Raw genomic sequence first — 19,117 nt, 5'->3', positions numbered from 1 at the left:
ACACTGCCGATATCGTGAAGCGATGCGGCCCCTGTGTGGCCGCCAACAGTTCAAAAGCCGCCCAGATCCCGCTTCCGCCGCCGGACCCGCATGTCCGGCGGTAACGGCAGGACCATGCCCGGGCGGCGCCGTCATCATCAGTCTCGGGAGGCAACCGCATCATGAAGCGTCTGGTAACAAGTCTTGCCCTGGCAGCCTCGCTGACCGCGCTTGGCGCCACCGGCGTGCTGGCCGCCGATGGCCCGTCCAGCGAGGATCTGCTGAAAAGCGCCACCAACACCGAAGCGGTGCTGACTTATGGCATGGGACCACAGGCCCAGCGCTTCAGCCCGCTGACCGACCTGAACGCCGACAGCGTGAAGAAGCTGGTCCCGGTCTGGTCCTTCTCCTTCGGCGGCGAGAAGCAGCGTGGGCAGGAAGCCCAGCCGATCATCTATGACGGCATCATCTACGTCACCGGCTCCTACTCCCGCCTCTATGCGGTCGATGCCCGCACCGGCCACAAGAAGTGGGAGTACAACCACCGCCTGCCCGACGGGATCATGCCCTGCTGCGACGTGGTCAACCGCGGCGCGGCGATCTACAAGGACAAGATCTATTTTGCCACGCTGGACGCCCGTCTCGTCGCGCTGAACCGGGAGACCGGCAAGGTCGTCTGGAACAAGAAGCTCCAGGACTACAAGGAAGGCTATTCCAACACCGCGGCGCCGCTGATCGTCGACGGCAAGATCATCACCGGAAATTCCGGTGGCGAGTTTGGCGCTATCGGCATGGTCGAGGCGCGCGACGCCGAGACGGGCGAACTGGTCTGGCAGCGCCCAACCATCGAAGGCAATGTCGGCACGTTGAACGGCAAGGATTCGACGATGACCGGCAAGCTGAACGCCAGCTGGCCGGGCGACATGTACAAGACCGGCGGCGGAGCCACCTGGCTGGGCGGCACCTACGATCCGGAAACCAAGACGCTGTTCTTCGGCACCGGCAATCCGGCACCCTGGAACTCGCACCTGCGTCCGGGCGACAACCTCTACACCTCCTCCACGCTCGCCATCAATCCGGACAATGGCGAGATCAAGTGGCATTACCAGACTACGCCGCATGACGGCTGGGACTTCGACGGCGTCAACGAGTTCGTGTCCTTCGACCTGAACAAGGACGGCAAGGTTGTCAAGGCCGGCGGCAAGGCCGATCGCAACGGCTTCTTCTATGTCATCGATCGCAACACCGGGAAGCTGATCAACGCGACGCCCTTCGTCACAAAGATCACATGGGCCAAGGGCATCGACATCGAGACGGGCCGTCCGATCTACATCGACGACAACCGTCCAGGCGCTCCGGCCACCGGCGGGGGGCATGAGACCAAGGGCAAGTCGGTCTTCTCGGCGCCTGCCTTCCTGGGTGCCAAGAACTGGATGCCAATGGCCTACAACCCGCAGACCGAGCTGTTCTATGTCCCGGCGAACGAGTGGGGCATGGACATCTGGAACGAGGCGATCACCTATAAGAAGGGTGCGGCCTATCTCGGCGCCGGCTTCACCATCAAGCCGCTTTACGACGACTATATCGGTGCCCTGCGCGCGGTCGATCCGAAGACCGGCAAGATCGTCTGGGAATACAAGAACCCGGCCCCGCTGTGGGGCGGCGTACTGACCACGGCCGGCAATCTGGTCTTCACCGGCACGCCTGAAGGCTACCTGAAGGCCTTCGATGCGAAGTCTGGCAAGGAGGTCTGGAAATTCCAGACCGGTTCCGGCGTGGTCGGCAGCCCGGTCACCTGGAAGATGGATGGCGAGCAGTATGTCGCCGTCGTTTCCGGCTGGGGTGGCGCTGTGCCGCTGTGGGGCGGCGACGTCGCCAAGCTGGTGAAGGACATCAACCAGGGTGGTTCGCTCTGGGTCTTCAAGCTGCCCAAGGCCTGATCGCTCAGGCGGGGAGGGCACGGAGCAGGGCGGGCCGGAGTGATCCGGCCTGCCCGTTTCCACATCGACATCCATCCCTGGAACAGTCGTTCCTCATGATTTCCGGAAATGTCCTACCATAGTCCAATTATTCGTGGACCCATCTGCTGATAACGTCCGGCCATGCGAAGCAAACGCCGCAGGGCGGTTAGAAACAGAGGGAACGTCTTACTCATGAATGCACGGATTCTTCGTATTGCAGTCGCTGTTGGCTTGATCGGCGCCGTCGGGCTTCCCGGCCTCGTTTTCGCCCATGGTGATGTCGTTCCGCAGGCGGTCGACACCAGCGGGCTGGACAAGCTGGGCGACACGTGGCGCGACAGCAACCCGTTCCGTGGCAACCCGCGGGCCATCGAGATCGGCGCCTCGGCCTTCAATCAGAATTGCGCGCGCTGCCACGGGTTGGGCGCAGTGTCCGGCGGTATCGCCCCCGACCTGCGCTATCTGGAAAAGGGCGACGCTGGCGACGAGTGGTTCAAGGAGCGCGTCATCAATGGCTCGATCCGCAACGGTGTGACCTACATGCCCCAGTTCGGCGACGCCCTGGGTCAGGAGGCGCTGTGGTCGATCCGCTCCTGGCTGGAAACCGTGCACGAGGACTGATCCCGCAAGCACCGGCCTTCAGCGGGTCGCCCATTCCCATCGTCTTCATTCAAGGTGGTCTTCCCATGATAAGCAGAACCGCTTCCCTGGTCGCCGTGATGGTTGCCCTGCTGCCGGCCTCCGCCGTGTTCGCCGCCGACCGTGCCACTCCCGAGCAGGCCAAGTCGCTGGTCTCCGATGCCGTCGCCTATCTGAAGGCCAAGGGGCCGTACGATGCCGTCAAGGCGTTCCAGGATCCCAAGGGCAGCTTCCGCCGCGGGGAACTCTATGTGTTCGTCTTCGATACCAACGGCCGTTACATTGCCTCCGGCGCCAACCCGCGGCTGGCCGGTTCCGATGCCGCCGACCTGAAGGACGCGGAGGGCAAGCCCATCGTCCAGGCGATGATCGCCGAAACCAAGGACAAGCCGACCGCGGTCATCGATTATGTCTGGCTGAACAGACAGTCCAACAAGGTCGAGCACAAGCACTCCTACGTCACGCGTGACGGCAACTACATCGTCGGAGCGGGAACGTACGACGAGTGAACCGGCACCTCCGTATGACCGTCCCCCTCCTCCCATCGTTGAATGTACGAACAATTGGAAAGCCCCTAAACTGGCTGGCGAACGATGCACCGGAGGGAGGGGCATGACCAAAGGGTGGGGGGCGGCAGGCTGCACGAGACGGACCACCCTGCTGGCTGCCGCCGCGCTGCTTTCGTTCGCAGCCGCCCGCCCGGTCCGGGCGGCCGAACGGCCTGTCATCCGCGCTGGGGTGCTCAAGTTCGGCACCGTCAGTTGGGAACTCGACACCGTCCGTGCCAATCGTTTCGACGAGGCGGCCGGGATCGAGTTGCGACTTGTCGAACTGGCTGGCAACCCCGCGACCCAGGTGGCGTTGCAGGCTGGCGGGGTGGAAATCATCGTTTCGGACTGGCTGTGGGTATCGCGGATGCGGGCGAAGGGGGAAGCGCTATCCTTCATCCCTTATTCGACCGCGGTCGGTGCCCTGGTCGTTTCGGCCGGCTCGGGCATCGCCAGTATCGCCGACCTGCGGGGCCGGCGGATTGGCGTTGCCGGCAGTCCGCTCGACAAGAGCTGGCTTCTGCTGAAAGCCCTGGCCGGTGACCGCCACGGTTTGGCGCTGGACCGCGATGCGCAGGCCTTCTTTGGGGCACCGCCTTTGCTGAACAACAAGATTGCCGACGGCGATCTGGATGCCGTGCTGACCTTCTGGCCCTTCGCCGCCCGGCTGGAGGCCAAAGGAATGCGTGCGCTGATGACCGTGTCGGACATGCTGGCGGCGCTGGGGCAGCCGGCGACGCTTCCTTCCATCGGCTATGTCTTCCGCGAGGAGTGGGCACGCGCCAACCCGGCGGCGCTCGCCGGTTTCCAGACGGCCACCGCCAAGGCGAAGACGCTGCTGCTCCAGTCCGACGCCGCATGGGAAAGGCTGGCGCAGCTGATGCAGGCGGAGGACGATGCCACCTTCCGAACGTTGCGCGACCGCTACCGCGAGGGTATCCCACGCAGTTGGACGGCGGAGGAACGGGACGGGGCGGGGCGGCTTTACAAACTGCTGGCCCGGTTGGGCGGGCGGGAACTGGTCGGCGATGCGCCCGCCATCGCTCCCGGCACATTCTGGACCGGCGGGGAATAGCCGATGCGCCGCGCCCTGATGCCGCTGATGTCGATCCTGCTGCTGCTGGCGCTGTGGCAGGGGACGGCGTTGGCGGTCGGCGGGCGCCTGCTGCCTGAACCGGCACTGGTCGCGCAGGCGCTGCTGCGCGAGGCGGAGAGCGGTGCCCTCATCCACCATATGGGTGTCACCCTGCTGAGGGTGCTGGCCGCCTTCGCGCTGGCCATGTCGATCGGGGTCGGGCTCGGCCTGCCGATGGGGCGCTCGATGGTCATCGACCGGCTGTTCGGGCCGTGGTTGGTCTTCTTCCTGAACCTTCCGGCGCTGGTGGTGATCGTCCTGGCCTATGTCTGGTTCGGCCTGACCGAGGCGGCGGCCATTGGCGCCGTCGCCGTCAACAAGATTCCCAACACGGTGGTCCTGGTGCGCGCCGGTGCGCGCGCCATCGACGAGGGTCTGATCGACATGGCCCGCGTCTACCGCCTGTCACCGTCAGATCGGCTGCGCCATGTGCTGCTGCCGCAACTCACCCCCACCATCGCCGCCGCCGCGCGGTCCGGACTGGCATTGATCTGGAAGATCGTGCTGGTGGTCGAACTGCTGGGTCGCAGCGACGGTGTCGGATTCCAGATCAACCTCCTTTTTCAGACCTTCGATGTCGCAGGAATCCTGGCTTACACCGTCGCGTTCGTGGCCGTTGTCCAGATTCTGGAATACGGCATCCTCCAACCGGTCGAGCGTCGCTGCCAGCGCTGGCGGCGGTTGCCCGCTGAGGCTTGAAATCCGCTCCAAGCGCTTCGGTGCGGTCGAGGTCCTGCACTGCCTGACCATCGCCGCGGCGGCGGGGGAGGTCGTGGCGCTGGTCGGCCCCAGCGGCTGCGGCAAGACGACGGCGCTTGGGATCGTCGCCGGACTGGACCGTGACTATGACGGGTCGGTTGAGGTCGGGCCCCGGCTGGACGGCTCCCCGGTTCGGTTGGGCTATGTGTTCCAGGAGCCGCGGCTGCTGCCCTGGCGCACGGTGCGGCAGAATCTGGCGCTGGTCCTGCCTCGTCCGCAACGTAAGGGGCCTGCCGTCGATGCCATGTTGGAGGCGTTGGAGTTGTCAGATTGCGCCGACCGCTTCCCGACGCAACTGTCGCTGGGGATGGCGCGACGGGTGGCGCTCGCCCGTGCCTTCGTCGTGCAACCCGATTTACTGCTGATGGACGAACCCTTCGTCTCGCTGGACGAGCCGACGGCGCTGAAGCTGCGGGCCCTGCTTGCCGGACTGCTGGAGCGGCGCCCGGCCACCGTGCTGCTGGTTACTCACAATCTGCGCGAGGCCCTTGCGCTGGCCGATCGCCTTCTGCTGCTGGCGCCGTCGCCCGGGCGGGTGGTTGCGGACGTGCCGGTGGCGGTTCCCCGCGCCGCGCGCGATGATGCCACAGTCGAGGCGTTGCGCCGCAACCTGCTGTCCCGGCCGGAATCCGTCTTCCGCCTGCTGGCCTGACCTGCTCCCCTGACCCGCGGTTGGACCTTGCGACGGCGGTGGGTGCATTTGCCGCTCGTCCCGCTGCGCAGCCTGCGGTATTTTGCGCGCCGGGCCGGGTTATCCGGTGGGTGACAAAGGCGACAGGGAACATGGCGTCCGGACGGCGGACAGTGTGGCGGGGGCGGAGGCTCGGCCTTGTGGCCGGGATGGCTGCGCTTTTGCTGCAAGTCATCGCTTGGGGCTGGATGTCGCCGATCCCTGGCGCAGTCCGCGCCGACCAGTCGACTCCGCTGTTGATCTGCTCGGCCGGCGGGTTGACGACGATCCAGGTCGATCCTGCCGACTATGATGTGAATAAGGCCGGGCCGGGCGGTCAGACCGCCAATGAGGTCGTCGGCGGCCCAGGCGACTTGCCGACGCCGATGCCCTCCGGCACCGGCCATTGTCCGCTCTGTCCGCTGATCGCCGGGCTGGCGCTGCCGCCTCCGCCGACGTCCATTGGCCCTGCAATCGTCGAAAGCGGGAATTCCCGTCCATTGCCTGGCGGGCCGATCGCAGTTGGTTGGTTCCTGTCCACCCTCCAGGCCCGCGCACCGCCGTTGCCGGCCTGACCCCGCTTCCGCAAAGTCCGGATTTTCTGACGTCCATAAGCGTTGCGTGACTTCTTGCGCGATCCCAGCCCGGATCGCGCCGGACGGCAAGCGATGCCTCCTTATCCCATGCATGGTCCCGGTCCCCATGGTGTCGTCCGCCATGACGGCGACGGCCTGCGTTCCATTCCCGTCTTTAGGAGAGTTCGATGAAGCGCATCCTCGGTATTGCCACCGCCCTGACCCTGCTTGGCGCCGGTGGCGTCCTTGCCCACGAATACCGTGCCGGCCCGATCGAGATCGGCCATCCCTGGGCCCGCGCCACGGCAATCGCGGCGCCCAACGGCGGCGCCTATCTGTCGCTGACCAACGGCGGCATGGCGGAGGATCGTCTTCTCGCCGCCTCCACCCCTGTTGCCGAGAGGGCGGAACTGCACACCCACCTGAACGAGAACGGCGTGATGAAGATGCGTGAGGTCCCCGCCATCGCCGTCCCGCCGGGGGAGACGGTGAAGCTCGCGCCGGGTGGGTTGCATGTCATGCTGCTCGGCCTGAAGCAGCCGCTGGTCAAGGGCAGCAACTTTCCCCTGATCCTGCGCTTTGAAAAGGCCGGCAACGTCGAGGTCGAGGTCGCCGTCCAGGCTGCTGGCGAGAGCAAGCCGGAGCATGGAGACCACATGGGGGCCGCCGCGGCCGGTGCTGGCCATCAGAGCCATGACCATCAGGCAAAGAAGCAGTAAAGGCAACGCCGCGGATAGGGCCGTGGAATCGGGAGTTGCCGCTTCGGGAAGGCCGAAACCTCCCCGAAGCGGCAATGGACCGGCGTCAGGGCCTATTGGCGGTGCGGGCGGTGGCGGGCCAGTGCTTCGGTGATGTCGAGGTCGCGGAATGGCTTGCCGATCACCGGACGTGCGCGGTGGGCGTCGGGAAGCCCCTCCGCCCCGTGGCCGGTGGTGAAGATGAAGGGAATGCCGGCGGCAGCCAGACGGTCCGCCACCGCATCTACCCGCTCGCCACGCAGATTGACGTCCAGTAGAGCGATCTCGAAACCGCCGTCTGCGATCATCTCCAGTGCGGCGGCGACCGACCCAGCGGGGCCGACGCAGATCACCCCATGGTCGACCAGGACGTCTTCCAGACTCATGGCGATCAGCGGCTCGTCCTCAACAATCAGGACGGTGAGGTCGGTCAAGTTGGCGGCGGTCACTGTGGGCTTACTCGCGACGACAGGGGAATCACAAGCCGGCATCGCACGCCGGCAGGATCGAAGGCAAGAGCCACATCGCCTTCCAACTCATGGGCAAGGCCGCGCTCGATCAGGCGGGAGCCGAAGCCGCGGCGGGTCGGCGGCACCACCGGCGGCCCGCCGCTTTCACGCCAGCGCAGAACCAGAGCCCCTTGGCCCGGTTCGGGAATCCCCGCTCCGATGTGACCGCCATTGCAACGGCCGGCCGTTGCATCACGCATGATTTCCCATATCAGATCAATGCGGCCACTCTCGTCCGACAGGGCTCCGTATTTCGCGGCGTTGGTCGCCAACTCATGGAAGGCGAGGTGCAGCGACACCGCGACGCCGGTCGCCAGCTTTACCGGCGGCCCGCCGACGCGCACGCGGCCGGCATCGACATGCGGTTCCAGCGTGAGGGCGGCGATCTCGCTCAGCGATGCGCCCTGCCATTGGCGGCGGGTCAGCAGGTCGTGCGCCTGGGCCAGCGCCCGCAGCCGCGACTGGAATGCGTCCGGGAATACCTCCGCCGAGGGGGTGGCGCGCAGGGTCTGCTTTGCGATCGACTGCACCATCGCAAGCGTGTTCTTCACCCGATGGTTCAATTCCTCGAGCAACAGGAACTGCCGCTCTTCTGTCTTCTTGCGCGCGGTTATATTGAGCGAGACGCCGGCAAGCCCGGTGGGGATGCCGTCCCTGTCATACACGCCACGACCGCGGACCTGCACCCAATGCACGCTGCCGTCCGGCCAGATCGTGCGGTATTCCATGTCCAGAGCGGAGCCGGTGGACACCGCTTGCCGCACCATCGCCCGCTGATACTCGCGGTCGTCGGGATGGACACGGTCGAGCAGCATGTCGTAGGTCGCGATTTCCGAAGGATCGGGCAGACCCAGGTTGGCAGCGCAGATCGCCGAGACGTGCAGCCGGTCGGTGGCCAAAGTCAGCTCCCACGAGCCCAGCCCCCCGGCTTCCAGTGCGAAGCGCAGCCGTGCCTCGCTCTCCGCCAGCGCCTTGCGCTTGTCGGCAAGTTCATTGCGGTCGCGTGCCTCCACCAGGGCGCGGCGGACTACAACTTGCAGGCGCTCCATCCGCAGCTTGACGACATAGTCGGTGGCGCCTTTCTTCAGCGCCTCGATGGCGTTCTCTTCGCCCAGCATGCCGGACACGAAGATGAAGGGCACCCGTGGCAGCCGGTCACGCGCGATGGCCAGTGCCGACATTCCATCGAAATCCGGCAGGTCGAAGTCCGACAGGATCAGGTCATAGGGGCCGCCTTCGGTGACCGCGTCGATGAAAGACTGTCTGGTGTCGACGCGCTGGATGTCGAAATCATGGCCGTCGATCATCAGAAGATGCTCGCGCACGAGATCGGCGTCCATGCCGTTGTCCTCCAGCAGGAGGACGCGACAGGGGATTGGCAGGCCGAGCCCGACGGGCAACCACTCCAAGCTGTCGGAGCAGTCGGAAGGATCGATCCGGTTGGTCATCAGATTCCGCGTGGTCTGCGGGGGTGGCAGCCGGGCGGCGGCTCGTTCAGGATCGCCCAGAAGCTGCCGATGTCGCGGATCGCATCGAAGAACTCCTTGAAGCCGACCGGCTTCACCACAAAAGCGTTCACTCCCAGCCGGTAGCTGCGGATCAGATCCTGTTCTTCCTTTGAAGAGGTCAGCATGACGACGGGGATGGCGCGGGTGGCGTCACTGGCCTTGATGCGCTGCAGCACCTCTATCCCATCGACCTTTGGCAGCTTGATGTCGAGGATGATGACCGCGGGAAATTTCGGATCGGTCGGCTTCGATACCGCCTGACCATCCTCATGGAACAGATAGGAAAGCGCTTCCGCCCCGTCGCGGGCGACGACGATGTCGTTGGCGAGTTGCGCCTCGGCGAAGGCCTCCAGCGTCAACTCCAGATCCTTCGGGTTGTCCTCGACCAGCAGGATCGGTTTCAGCGCGGCCATTGGGCTACCTCGGTTCGGCGGCGTCGGGCCGCGGCAGTGAAAAATGGAAGGTTGCGCCCTGGCCGAGCTCGCTCTCGGCCCATACCCGTCCGCCGTGGCGTTCGACGATGCGTCGGACATTGGCGAGACCGATGCCGATGCCTTCGAACTCCTCCTCGCGGTGCAACCGCTGGAAGACGCCGAACAGTTTGCCCGCATAGGCCATGTCGAAGCCACGGCCATTGTCGCGCACGTAAATCTCGTATGTATTTGGGGTGGTGCGGCAGCCGACCTCGATTTCCGGCACGCTGCGCTCGCGCGAGTATTTGATGGCGTTGGACAGCATATTCTGCACGACCAGACGCATCATGGTCGGGTCGCCGGTCACCGTCGGCAGGCGATGCAGGGTCCAGCTCACGCGGTGGCCGCGCAGTTCCGGTTCCAGCAAGTGGCGCACCTCCTTGACCAACCGGCCGATGTCGACGTCGACCTGTGCCAGCGGGGCACGGGCCAACTGCGAGAAATGCAGCAGGCCGTCGACTAGCCTTCCGGCCGAGCTTGCCGCTTCGATGATACTGTCCAGGTAATGGCGCTCGCGTTCGCCCAGCTTATCGACGGCACGGGAGCGCAGAAGCTCGGCATAGCTGGAGACGTGGCGGAAAGGGGCCCGCAGGTCGTGCGACACCGAATAGGAAAAGGCGGCCAGCTCGCCGTTGCTGCGGCGCAGTTCCTCGTTGAGGGCGGCCATTTCCTCGGCCTTGCGCAGCACGATGCTGACGATGGCGTTGCGGAAGTCGCCGGCCGCCTCGACCTCGCCATGGCGCCAGGGCAGGGACTGGCCGCGCACAGTCTCCTTCCAGATCTCGAAGGAGCTGCGCGGCGATAGCCGGCCGCTGGCGTCGGCCGGCTTGGCGGGGTCGCCGGCCCAGTCGATCGACCGGATCAATTCCGGGCGGAACCACAGGAGATAGCTGGGGTGGAGCTGCGAGATGGAGATTGCCAGCAAGCCGCTGGCCGTGTCGTCGGCTCCGTCCGCGGCCCGCATCTCGGCCGGAAGCCGGTGGCTGGTGAACAGATCCTTGATGCCCTGGCCGGCCAGTTCGACAGCGATGGCCTCGACCACCGGCTGAGGCGGGGTGCGGCCGATCAGGCGACAATTGCCGTCGAACAGGATGGCTGCACCGTCGGCATTCACCAACTCCAGCAGATCGTCCTGGTCCTCGGCCAGCCCGTCGATGAAGCGTTCCGATGCCGCCATATGGGCGAGCAGCCTGGCCTGAATGCTCTTTGACCGGATCCGGTGGTCGGCATCCTCCGCCGGTGCTTGCGAGATCCTCCAATTCCAGATCGCCAGGGCGTCGGACCGATGGGCGATCGCTTGATGGTCGCTGCCGCCGGGCAGGTGCAGAATGCCGATCTGTATCGGCTCAGCCGGGGCAGTACGCAGGCCGCGGAGCAGCAATGGCATGGTGTCGGCATCGATCAGCCGGTCGATCGGCTGGCCGAAGGCGTCGGCTAGCGGCCGGTTCAGCACCTTGCCTGCATGTGCACTGGCATGGACGAGGCGGAGGCTTTCCGGCTCTACTGCCAGAAGATGGCCATGAGGCTGGATGCTGCCGGGAATATGTATGGGTTCCCGTGCGCAAGCATCGAGGTCAAGAGCATGCGGTATGATTTGGGGCCACGGTTCCGGTCCGGTTGTAGGCGTCACGGTCGTCCTTTGTTCATCACCGCGCCCGCTCCGGCAGGTCCGAGCCACAAAGGCCCGATGCAACGGAGGGCGCTTGAATGCGCCATGATCTTCGATGGTATTCCCTGCGATGCGCACTGACGAACCTCGGCTCGCTCTTAGGCACCGCGTTGCGGTGTGACGGTACCGCAGGGTACTCGACAGATCCTATACTTTCATTATCATAAGGCAAGGTTTTGTCCTGTCCTTAAATTTCTGTCCTGTGTAGGCCTAAATCATAGATCGAAGATCATATGCCGGCTTCGATAGGAGGTCTGCTTGCAGATCGAACCCTGCCGGAGGCCTGCAAGCCGGGCGGGGTCGAACCGGGCAGGGCAGGGTGTCAGAAGATCAGCTTCAGGATTCCGGTGACGACCAGAAGTCCGATAATGAAGATGATGAGAATGGCCCAGCCGAGAATCTTGAGCATGGTGGTCGGTCCTCTGTGGCCTGTGTCCAAGGACGTCACGTCGCCGGAAGCCGGTTGCGCTACGCCTGTGCTTGGATCAAACCCTCAAACCCGGCCTTGGTTCCCGAGCCGGGACTAAGCTGGACTTTGGCCAATTTCGCGATGCTGGGATCAGGCGTTGATCCAGAAGTCCGGGTCATTGGCGACGTAGTCGAGGGCTCTGTCGAGCGGCATGGTGGCGACGCCGAAGGGGCCTGACGCCCCCCAACTTTCGCCGTTCCACCAGAGCACCTTCACTTTGTCCCCGTCACCGGTGGGTCGAAACCTCGCGACGGGGGCACCGTTGTGCCCGCTGAGGAGCGTGTAACCGCGGGCGACCTTGCGTACGATCACGCCGCCGCCTCGGGTGCGATTGAAGCGCTCGATCCGCTCGAGCATGGCGTCCACGCTCATCGTGATCCTCCCGTTCCAGTCGGGTTTACCCAAGGGTTCCAACCAGCGGAGCCCTGTCATGTCTCCCGTTCCAGACAGCATTGAGCGCTGGATGGCGCCCTTTGCGGCGCTGTTCACTAGGCCGACCTGGCGCCATGTCCTGGTGCTGGTTGCCGGAGCGCTTCTCACCCCTGGGCGACGCACCGTGACGGCCGTGTTGAGCATCATGGGACAGCGCGAGACCGGCAGCTTCGCCAACTTCCACCGCGTTCTCAATCGGAACCGCTGGTCGAGCCTCGCTGTCGCCCGGCATCTGTTCACGCTCCTGATCGCCGCCTTCGTGCCGCAAGGCCCGGTGGTCATCGGCATCGACGAGACGATCGAGCGGCGCTGGGGTCCCAAGATCAAGGCGCGCGGCATCTATCGAGACCCAGTGCGCTCCAGCCATGGTCACTTCGTCAAGGCCAGCGGCCTGCGCTGGATGGTGGTCATGCTGCTGGTGCCGATCCCCTGGGCCGGACGGGTCTGGGCCCTGCCGTTTCTCAGCGCTTTGGCACCTTCGGAGCGGTTTGCCCAGGATACCCGACGTCGGCATAAGAAGCTTACCGATTGGGCACGGCAGCTTCTGCTCCAGGTCAGGCGCTGGGCGCCTGGTCGCCCGCTGATCGTCGTCGCCGACAGCAGCTACGCAGCCATCGAGTTGCTCAGTGATCTACGAGCCCACCTCACCGTCGTCACGCGCTTGCGCCTGGATGCCCGCTTGTTCGAACCGGCCCCGCCACGCATTCCGGGAACGAAGGGACGCCCTCGGGTGTCGGGCACCCGGTTGCCCTCGCTTGTCCAACGCCTGAAGGATACAGGCACATCCTGGTGCCGCGTTCGGGTGAACGGCTGGTATGGCGGTGGGGAACGCCAACTGGAGATCAGCACCGGCACGGCCATATGGTATCATCCCGGCAAACAGGTCCCGATCCGATGGGTGCTGGTGCGCGATGTGCAGGGCGCCTTCGAGCCGCAGGGCTTTCTGTGCACCGATCTCCAGGCCGATCCGCTCGATGTGCTACGCTGGTTCGTTCGGCGCTGGGCCGTCGAAGTGACTTTCGCCGAAGTTCGTCGACATCTGGGGGTTGAGACCCAACGGCAATGGTCGGACCAAGCTATCGCGCGCACCACTCCGGCCCTGCTCGGGCTGTTCTCGCTGGTCACGCTCTGGGCCAACGACATCTCCGCGGGGGCAGCGATCACACCGAGGGCCGCGCCGTGGTACCGTAAAGACGAGCCAACCTTCAGTGATGCCATCGCCGCCGTACGCCTCCAACTCTGGCGTGAAATGACTTTTCCAGTATCAGCCCATCACGCGGAGATCGCGAAACCCCCGGACCCTATCCTCAACCGACTGATCCAAGCCGTCTGCTTCCCGGCGTAAATGCGCAAAGTCCAGCTAAGAGCGCGGATCAAAACCTCGCCTCCGTCGATTCAAGCCATTGATTTTGCGTAGCTCATGAGAGGTTTTGATCGGCCCTCTAACGGAGCAGGTGGAAGCCCCCCTGTAATTGCTAGAAAGTTGCACTTCAGAATAGAACCTATCCCGCCTACTCAATGTTGCGACCGGGTAGAAGTGTCAGTGGATTGCGCAAAATAGGAATGTCAGAGAGGTAGCTTCGGCTTGGCCGTGTAGTTTGGCTGTCGGGCTTCTTCGGCATATCTGGCATGGATGCGTTGGGGTTCGGCTCGGTGGCGCGGTCAAGCCCCGGAGCCGCTTTGCGGTGCGCCGCAGGCGCAGGGCTTGACGGCAACGCCGATCGCCGAGCCATCATCCTGCTGCCAGACATGCCGGCCGCACCGGGGCTTTGCGGATAGGAGGCAAGTGCCTGCGGTCAATCAGCCGCGCAGGCGGCATCGGGAAGCCCGCTGTCCCGCTTGCGCCGGCCTGTTTTGCGGTAGCCGTTCTTCTCGCTGTTGGTCTTCACCCGCGGTGGCGGCCGGCTCTCCTGCATCTCTTTCACCTGGGCCAGCACCGCACTCAGCCGCTTGTTCTCCACGACGTCGCCCTGGGTGACCCGCTGGTCCTTGTCGAAGGCCCGATAAGGCAGCGCCACCCCTTTCCATCGCACCTCCAGACGGCCGTCGGCGAAGGCGTAGGTGTCGACATACTGGCCAACCAGTCCCCGCGTCAGCTCCGTCTCCTCCAGCATGATAAGCTTGCGTTCGTAGGACAGCGTCAACTGCTGCCCGACATGGCGCTGTTCGCGCCAGCACAGCACCTGGCGCAACCGATCCGGCGCGATGTTCAACGGCCGGTGCAGATCGTCCGGCCGGGCAGGGGGCAGGGCAAAGCGGGCGTTGAAGCGCTCGATGAAGCCGGGCAGGAAAGCATTGCCCGCTTCGATGCCGGTGATGCCGGCCAGCCGCAATTCCTTCACTAGCCGGTCCTGCAACGTCCGGTTCACCCGTTCGACCCGCCCTTTGGCCTGACTGGAGTTGGCGCACAGGATCTCGATGTTCAATTCCGCCAAGGCCCGGCCGAACTGCGTCATGCCCTGGCCGCCCTTCGCCTCGCGCTGCGAAACCCGGAACACCGAGTATTTGTCCGAGTAGAAGGACAGCGGCCGGCCATGGGCATTCAGATAGCCCTCCAACGCCTCGAAGTAGGAAAAGGCGCTCTCCGAGACGGCGAAGCGAAGCTGCATCAGCCGGCCCGTCGCATCGTCGATGAACACCAGAAGCGTGCAGGGATCGCCGCGATCCTCGAACCAGCGGTGCTCGCTGCCGTCGATCTGGATCAACTCGCCGAACCGCTCGCGGCGCAGCCGGGGAGGGTGGAACTGCCGGCGCTGCCGGCGCGACAGCCAAAGGCCAGCGTCCGCCATCCACTGGCGCAACGTCTCGCGCGACACCGTCAGCCCATGCGTGTCCCGCAGCATCTCCGCCGCAAGGGTCGGGCCGAAATCGCCGTACCGGCTGCGAACCAGCTCCAACGCCTGCTCCCGCACCTCATCGCCAAGCCGCCGGTTCGACGGACGGCCGCGCCCCCGGTGAACCAAAGCGCCGCCGCCACCAGCCTTGTAGCGCGCCAGAAGTCGCCACACCTGACGCTCGCTCAAAGCCAGAACCGACGCCGCCGATCCGATCCCACGGCGACCGCTCAGCACCTCGCCGAGAACCTCGACCCGTTGCAAGTCCTGTTCGCTCATCGTGATCCAGCCCATCGCCAGCCTCCCAGCCGTCGAAAACCTGACGGAAGACTGACACTTCTATGTTGCGAGGGACTGACATTTTAGCTTTGCGCTTACATCATAAAAACACATAATAGTTCTTATGGAAAAAAATGATCGGCTTGATCAGTGCAATGGTTCCGGCACCGTCGGTGCGGCGGACGCTTCCGATTAAAAACGATGGCCTTCCCCGCGCAGGACTCCCACACTTACGGCGTATAAAGCCATGACAGCAACCGGGAGCAGGCGGAAGACGGCGTGGAGCCTACCGAGGATGCGGTGACCGACGAGGCGCTGATGGCAAGCGCCGCGGTTGGTGATCGGAAAGCGTTTGGAACGCTCACGCGCCGGCATTTGCGCCGCAGCATCGCCTTGGCCCAACGGGTGGTCGGGAACGCTGCCGATGCCGAAGAGGTGGCACAGGACGCCTTTCTGCAAATCTGGGCCAACGCCGACCGCTGGCGGGGAGACGGCACCCGTTTCACGACCTGGCTGTACCGGATCGTTGTAAACCGCGCCATCGACTATAAGCGGCGGCGCAGCTTCGCCCCTCTGGATGCGGCTGACGAAATCGCCGATCCGGCCTGGAGCGCCGAGACGGTGATCGATGGCCTGCGGATCGGTGCGGCGGTGGACGCCGCGATAGCCGCCCTGCCCGAACGGCAAAGGGCGGCGCTCAGCCTCTGCTACCATGAGGAGATGACGTGCGCTGAGGCATCGGAAATACTGCAGGTGTCGGTTTCGGCTATGGAAAGTCTGCTGGTCCGGGCACGCCGCGTGGTGCGCGCCCGGCTTCAACCCCTGATCCGTCAGAAGGACGGTGTACGGTCATGACGCTCAAAGAGTTCAAACGCAACGCTGCGGCTTACGGTGCGAACCTCGACCACTGGCCGCGATCCGCCCGGGTCGACGCCCTAAGCCTCCTGGATGCAAGTGGGGAGGCGCGCGACGCGCTGGCCGATGCCGCCATCACCGACATGGTGCTGGACGCCGCCTCGTCTCCGTCGGTTTCCGCCCGTCGCGAGGCTCGGGTCTATGACCGCATCGCCGAGTGCCTGACACGGCGGGTCGTACCCGAATTCGTGCCATGGTTCCTGTCGCGACCACCCTTCCGTGCGGCCCCGCTCGCCGGCTTCCTGGCTTCCATGGCGGTGGTCGGGTTCCTCAGCTACAGCCAGGGCCTGATTACTTTCGAAAAGACGAGCCCGCCCAGCCTGTCGGGCGTAATGATCGTCAGCTATCTGGGAGACACGCGATGACGCCGTCGATCCGGCGCCGCTGGCCTTGGTTCCTTCTGGTCGGGTCCCTTGCGCTTAACATGCTGGCTGGTGGCTTCGTCGTCGCCCACGCCTTCCGGCCTCCCCCGCCCCCACCCGGTCCGGAGCAAATGCTGGAGCGGTTCGTCGACGACGCAGCCCGGCGCCTGTCGCCGGCCGATGCGAAGATCCTGCGCAAGGCGATCGACGACGCCCGCCCGATGTTCGTCCGCATCCAGGTCGGCCGCGAGGAGTTCGTCCCGCGCCTCCGAACGGAACTGATGGCCGATTCGTTCGATCCCGTCCGGCTGAAGTCCCTGTTCGACACCCTCCATGCCAACGACGCGAAGCTGCGCTCCGAACTCGAGGCGCGGCTGGTCGAGACCCTATCCCGCTTGTCCCCGGAAGGCCGCTTGCGCCTTGCTGAGAGCCGCCTTCCCTGATCCTTTCGGTTCGGCCGGCGGCAGACACTTCCGGGGTAAGGCCGGGGCGGCATGTCCGTCCCGGCCCTTTTTTCATCAGGATCCGGCTGTGGCCGCGGTGGTCTCCAGCAATGCCAGAAGTCCGGCCAACAGCTCCGCCGGGCGGGGCGGACAGCCGGGGATGTGAAGATCGACCGGCAGCACCGTCTCGACCGCCCCGATGCAGGCATAGGATCCCGCGAACACGCCACCGTCGATGGCGCAGGCGCCGCAGGCAACTACCCATTTGGGGTCGGGTGTTGCGTCCCAGCTGCGGCGGAGCGCATCGGCCATGTTCTTCGTCACCGGGCCGGTGACCAGCAGCACGTCGGCATGCCGGGGCGAGGCGACGAAGCGGATGCCGAACCGCTCCAGGTCGTAGAGCGGGTTGTTCAGTGCATGGATTTCAAGCTCGCAGCCGTTGCAGGATCCGGCATCGACCTGCCGGATCGACAGGCTGCGGCCCAACCGGGCGCGGGCGCGTTCGCCGACACGGGTACCCAGGTCGGCCAGCGCATCGGCGAATGGGGCTGAAGAAGAGGCGGGCGCAGCCTCCGTCACCGGGCCACCGGTCAGGGACCGCAGGATGTGCTTCAGCATTGGCAGCTCCCCGTCACAGATCCTGGCCCGAATAGGACCCGTTGAACGATTTGTTGCACAGGGGGAAGTCGGCAACGATGTTCCCCTCGATCGCCGCTTCCAGCAGCGGCCACTGGAACCAGGACGGGTCGCGCGGGTGGCAGCGGTCGATGGTACCGTCATCGGCCAGACGGACCCAGGTCATGATTTCGCCGCGGAAGGATTCGACCAGCGCCATGCCCTCCCCCGACCCTCGCGGCCCCCCCTGCCCTGCCCGCTTCGGCAGATCCGGCAGCATCGGCGGTGGGACGATGCCGTCGGGGCCGCGCGGCACGCCGGGCATGCGGCGCAGGATCTGATCGATCAGCGACAGCGACTGTTCCACTTCGCGGATGCGGATCCAGATGCGGGCATTGACGTCGCCCTCGGTCAGGACCGGTACCTCGAACTCGAGGTCGGTGTATGGGGGATAGCCCGGCGACTTGCGCGCATCCAGCCCGCGGCCCGATGCCCGGCCGACATGGCCGCCGGCACCGAAGCGTTGGGCCAGCCCGGTGGAGACGACGCCGGTAGTCACCGTGCGGTCGAGCAGCGAGGTCTTGGTATCATAAATCGCTACCAGTGGGAGGAAGCGCCGCCGCAGGTCCGCCGTCAGGTCTCCCAGCCGGGTTCTTCCACTCTCCGCGATGTCCGGCATCACGCCGCCGGGAACCACCCGGTCCATCATCAGCCGGTGGCCGAAGCAGGCATCCGCGGCACGCAGCACCATCTCGCGCAATTGTCCCATCTCCGCCAGCATGAAGGCGAAGGCGGCGTCGTTGCAGATGGCGCCGATGTCGCCCAGATGGTTGGCGACCCGCTCCAACTCGGCCATCAGGGCGCGCAGCCAGACCGCGCGCGGTGGCGGCTCGATCCCCAGCGCCGCCTCCACCGCGCGGGCGAAGGCCAGCGCATGGGCGACGGTGCTGTCGCCGGAAAGTCGGGCGACAATCCTTGCCGCTTCCGCCGGCATCTTGCCGCGCATCAGCCCCTCGACGCCCTTGTGGACGTAGCCAAGCCGCTCCTCCAGCCGCACCACGGTTTCGCCGTTGGCGGTGAAACGGAAATGGCCGGGCTCGATGATGCCGGCATGGACCGGTCCGACCGGGATCTGGTGCAGCCCCGGTCCCTCTGCCGGCAGGAAGCGGTAGGGCGGTTGCGCCTCAGTGGTCGGCGGGACAGGTGCCGGACTGGCGGCCAGCGGGTGACGCACGCCCCAATGGCCGTGGTCGAGCCAGGGGCGTCCGTCCACCCCATTCTCCGGTATCAGGCCGAACAGATCGTGCGCGGCGCGCTCCAGCCGGTTGGCCGCCGGCCGTACCGCCGACAGGCTGGGGAAGCGGCGGTCTGGGCAGGGAAGGCTGACCACCGCGACGTCGCCCGCCAACTCCTCACGCACGGCGGCGTGCACGGTATCGGCCTCGCCCCACAGGCCGAGCAGCGACCAGCCGTTGCCGGCCAAAGCTTCGATCAATTGCAACCAGCCGGCGCGGTCGGTGACGTAGCGCGGCCACGGCCTGTGTCCCTCGACCGGACGGCCGATGCGGCCCAGCAGGCCGAACAGGGGATCTTCGCCGTACATCTC

21 protein-coding genes are annotated in these 19,117 nt (G+C 65.4%); 12 read left to right on the top strand and 9 right to left on the bottom strand.

All coding sequences use genetic code 11. The features are described 5' to 3' along the window. Window positions 1-161: 161 nt before the first annotated feature. The 8 genes from AL072_RS20090 (at window position 162) to AL072_RS20055 (ending at window position 6,985) form a co-directional block, all read left to right on the top strand. Complete coding sequence (locus tag AL072_RS20090; RefSeq protein ID WP_045584569.1) at window positions 162-1,919, top strand: methanol/ethanol family PQQ-dependent dehydrogenase; 1,758 nt, start codon at window positions 162-164, stop codon at window positions 1,917-1,919. 213 nt (window positions 1,920-2,132) lie between these two features. Then, window positions 2,133-2,561, top strand: a complete 429-nt coding sequence (gene pedF / locus AL072_RS20085) for a cytochrome c-550 PedF (RefSeq protein WP_045584568.1) — start codon at window positions 2,133-2,135, stop codon at window positions 2,559-2,561. A gap of 65 nt (window positions 2,562-2,626) precedes the next feature. Continuing rightward, window positions 2,627-3,088 (top strand): cache domain-containing protein, encoded by a 462-nt coding sequence (locus tag AL072_RS20080; RefSeq protein WP_045584567.1) that lies wholly within the window; start codon window positions 2,627-2,629, stop codon window positions 3,086-3,088. A 103-nt stretch (window positions 3,089-3,191) separates the two neighbouring features. Continuing rightward, a complete protein-coding gene (locus AL072_RS20075) occupies window positions 3,192-4,202 on the top strand; it encodes an ABC transporter substrate-binding protein (RefSeq protein WP_045584566.1) in 1,011 nt (336 codons plus the stop codon). A 3-nt stretch (window positions 4,203-4,205) separates the two neighbouring features. Continuing rightward, window positions 4,206-4,961: an ABC transporter permease gene (locus AL072_RS20070; RefSeq protein ID WP_045584565.1), complete on the top strand. Its 756-nt coding sequence runs from the start codon at window positions 4,206-4,208 to the stop codon at window positions 4,959-4,961. Further along, window positions 4,879-5,673, top strand: coding sequence for an ABC transporter ATP-binding protein (locus tag AL072_RS20065; RefSeq protein WP_045584564.1), 795 nt, complete (start codon window positions 4,879-4,881; stop codon window positions 5,671-5,673). Before AL072_RS20070 ends, AL072_RS20065 begins: the two co-directional genes overlap by 83 nt. A gap of 131 nt (window positions 5,674-5,804) precedes the next feature. Continuing rightward, window positions 5,805-6,266, top strand: a complete 462-nt coding sequence (locus tag AL072_RS20060; protein ID WP_345769741.1) for a DUF2946 family protein — start codon at window positions 5,805-5,807, stop codon at window positions 6,264-6,266. Between the two features lie 188 nt (window positions 6,267-6,454). Continuing rightward, on the top strand, window positions 6,455-6,985 hold the full coding sequence (locus AL072_RS20055; RefSeq protein ID WP_045584563.1) for a copper chaperone PCu(A)C: 531 nt from the start codon (window positions 6,455-6,457) through the stop codon (window positions 6,983-6,985). Window positions 6,986-7,077: 92 nt separating this feature from the next. On the opposite strand, the gene AL072_RS20050 is transcribed toward AL072_RS20055, so the two are convergent. From AL072_RS20050 to AL072_RS35340, 6 genes are all read right to left on the bottom strand, one after another. After that, entirely contained in the window at window positions 7,078-7,452 is a 375-nt protein-coding gene (locus AL072_RS20050; protein WP_045584562.1) for a response regulator, read from the bottom strand. Then, the gene (locus tag AL072_RS20045; protein WP_045584561.1) at window positions 7,449-8,960 is read right to left on the bottom strand and encodes a sensor histidine kinase; all 1,512 of its coding nucleotides are present in this window, start codon (window positions 8,958-8,960) and stop codon (window positions 7,449-7,451) included. The genes AL072_RS20050 and AL072_RS20045 overlap by 4 nt, the downstream gene beginning before the upstream one ends. Further along, window positions 8,960-9,433, bottom strand: coding sequence for a response regulator (locus AL072_RS20040; RefSeq protein ID WP_045584560.1), 474 nt, complete (start codon window positions 9,431-9,433; stop codon window positions 8,960-8,962). Before AL072_RS20040 ends, AL072_RS20045 begins: the two co-directional genes overlap by 1 nt. Before the next feature lie 4 nt (window positions 9,434-9,437). Then, window positions 9,438-11,123, bottom strand: coding sequence for a sensor histidine kinase (locus AL072_RS20035; protein WP_045584559.1), 1,686 nt, complete (start codon window positions 11,121-11,123; stop codon window positions 9,438-9,440). Window positions 11,124-11,484: 361 nt separating this feature from the next. After that, on the bottom strand, window positions 11,485-11,571 hold the full coding sequence (locus AL072_RS36400) for a small membrane protein YohP (RefSeq protein WP_465252109.1): 87 nt from the start codon (window positions 11,569-11,571) through the stop codon (window positions 11,485-11,487). A 150-nt stretch (window positions 11,572-11,721) separates the two neighbouring features. Further along, window positions 11,722-12,003 (bottom strand): hypothetical protein, encoded by a 282-nt coding sequence (locus tag AL072_RS35340; RefSeq protein WP_045580520.1) that lies wholly within the window; start codon window positions 12,001-12,003, stop codon window positions 11,722-11,724. Between the two features lie 58 nt (window positions 12,004-12,061). On the opposite strand from AL072_RS35340, the gene AL072_RS20025 reads away from it, so the two are divergent. After that, a complete protein-coding gene (locus tag AL072_RS20025) occupies window positions 12,062-13,408 on the top strand; it encodes an IS701 family transposase (protein ID WP_045582059.1) in 1,347 nt (448 codons plus the stop codon). A 451-nt stretch (window positions 13,409-13,859) separates the two neighbouring features. Here AL072_RS20025 and AL072_RS20020 read toward each other — a convergent pair whose 3' ends face one another. Next, the gene (locus AL072_RS20020; protein WP_045584558.1) at window positions 13,860-15,191 is read right to left on the bottom strand and encodes an ISNCY family transposase; all 1,332 of its coding nucleotides are present in this window, start codon (window positions 15,189-15,191) and stop codon (window positions 13,860-13,862) included. A 285-nt stretch (window positions 15,192-15,476) separates the two neighbouring features. On the opposite strand from AL072_RS20020, the gene AL072_RS20015 reads away from it, so the two are divergent. The 3 genes from AL072_RS20015 to AL072_RS20005 are packed head-to-tail and all read left to right on the top strand — an operon-like array spanning window position 15,477 to window position 16,896. After that, entirely contained in the window at window positions 15,477-16,031 is a 555-nt protein-coding gene (locus AL072_RS20015; protein WP_245636939.1) for a sigma-70 family RNA polymerase sigma factor, read from the top strand. Continuing rightward, window positions 16,028-16,456 carry a hypothetical protein gene (locus AL072_RS20010; protein WP_052710289.1) on the top strand — a complete coding sequence of 143 codons (429 nt, stop codon included), beginning with the start codon at window positions 16,028-16,030 and terminating at the stop codon, window positions 16,454-16,456. The genes AL072_RS20015 and AL072_RS20010 overlap by 4 nt, the downstream gene beginning before the upstream one ends. After that, the gene (locus AL072_RS20005; protein ID WP_082109220.1) at window positions 16,453-16,896 is read left to right on the top strand and encodes a periplasmic heavy metal sensor; all 444 of its coding nucleotides are present in this window, start codon (window positions 16,453-16,455) and stop codon (window positions 16,894-16,896) included. Before AL072_RS20010 ends, AL072_RS20005 begins: the two co-directional genes overlap by 4 nt. 75 nt (window positions 16,897-16,971) lie before the next feature. Here the strand turns inward: AL072_RS20005 and AL072_RS20000 are convergent, their stop codons facing one another. Together AL072_RS20000 and AL072_RS19995 are read right to left on the bottom strand one after the other, a co-directional pair. Further along, on the bottom strand, window positions 16,972-17,514 hold the full coding sequence (locus AL072_RS20000; protein ID WP_045584556.1) for an NADH-quinone oxidoreductase subunit B family protein: 543 nt from the start codon (window positions 17,512-17,514) through the stop codon (window positions 16,972-16,974). 13 nt (window positions 17,515-17,527) lie between these two features. Then, window positions 17,528-19,114 (bottom strand): hydrogenase large subunit, encoded by a 1,587-nt coding sequence (locus AL072_RS19995; protein ID WP_060721734.1) that lies wholly within the window; start codon window positions 19,112-19,114, stop codon window positions 17,528-17,530. Window positions 19,115-19,117 lie beyond the last annotated feature (3 nt).

This window comes from Azospirillum thiophilum, assembly GCF_001305595.1.
GTDB classification, from domain to species: Bacteria; Pseudomonadota; Alphaproteobacteria; order Azospirillales; family Azospirillaceae; genus Azospirillum; species Azospirillum thiophilum.
Note: the sequence above shows the minus strand (reverse complement) of the source record. Positions and strands in the feature narration are given on the sequence as shown.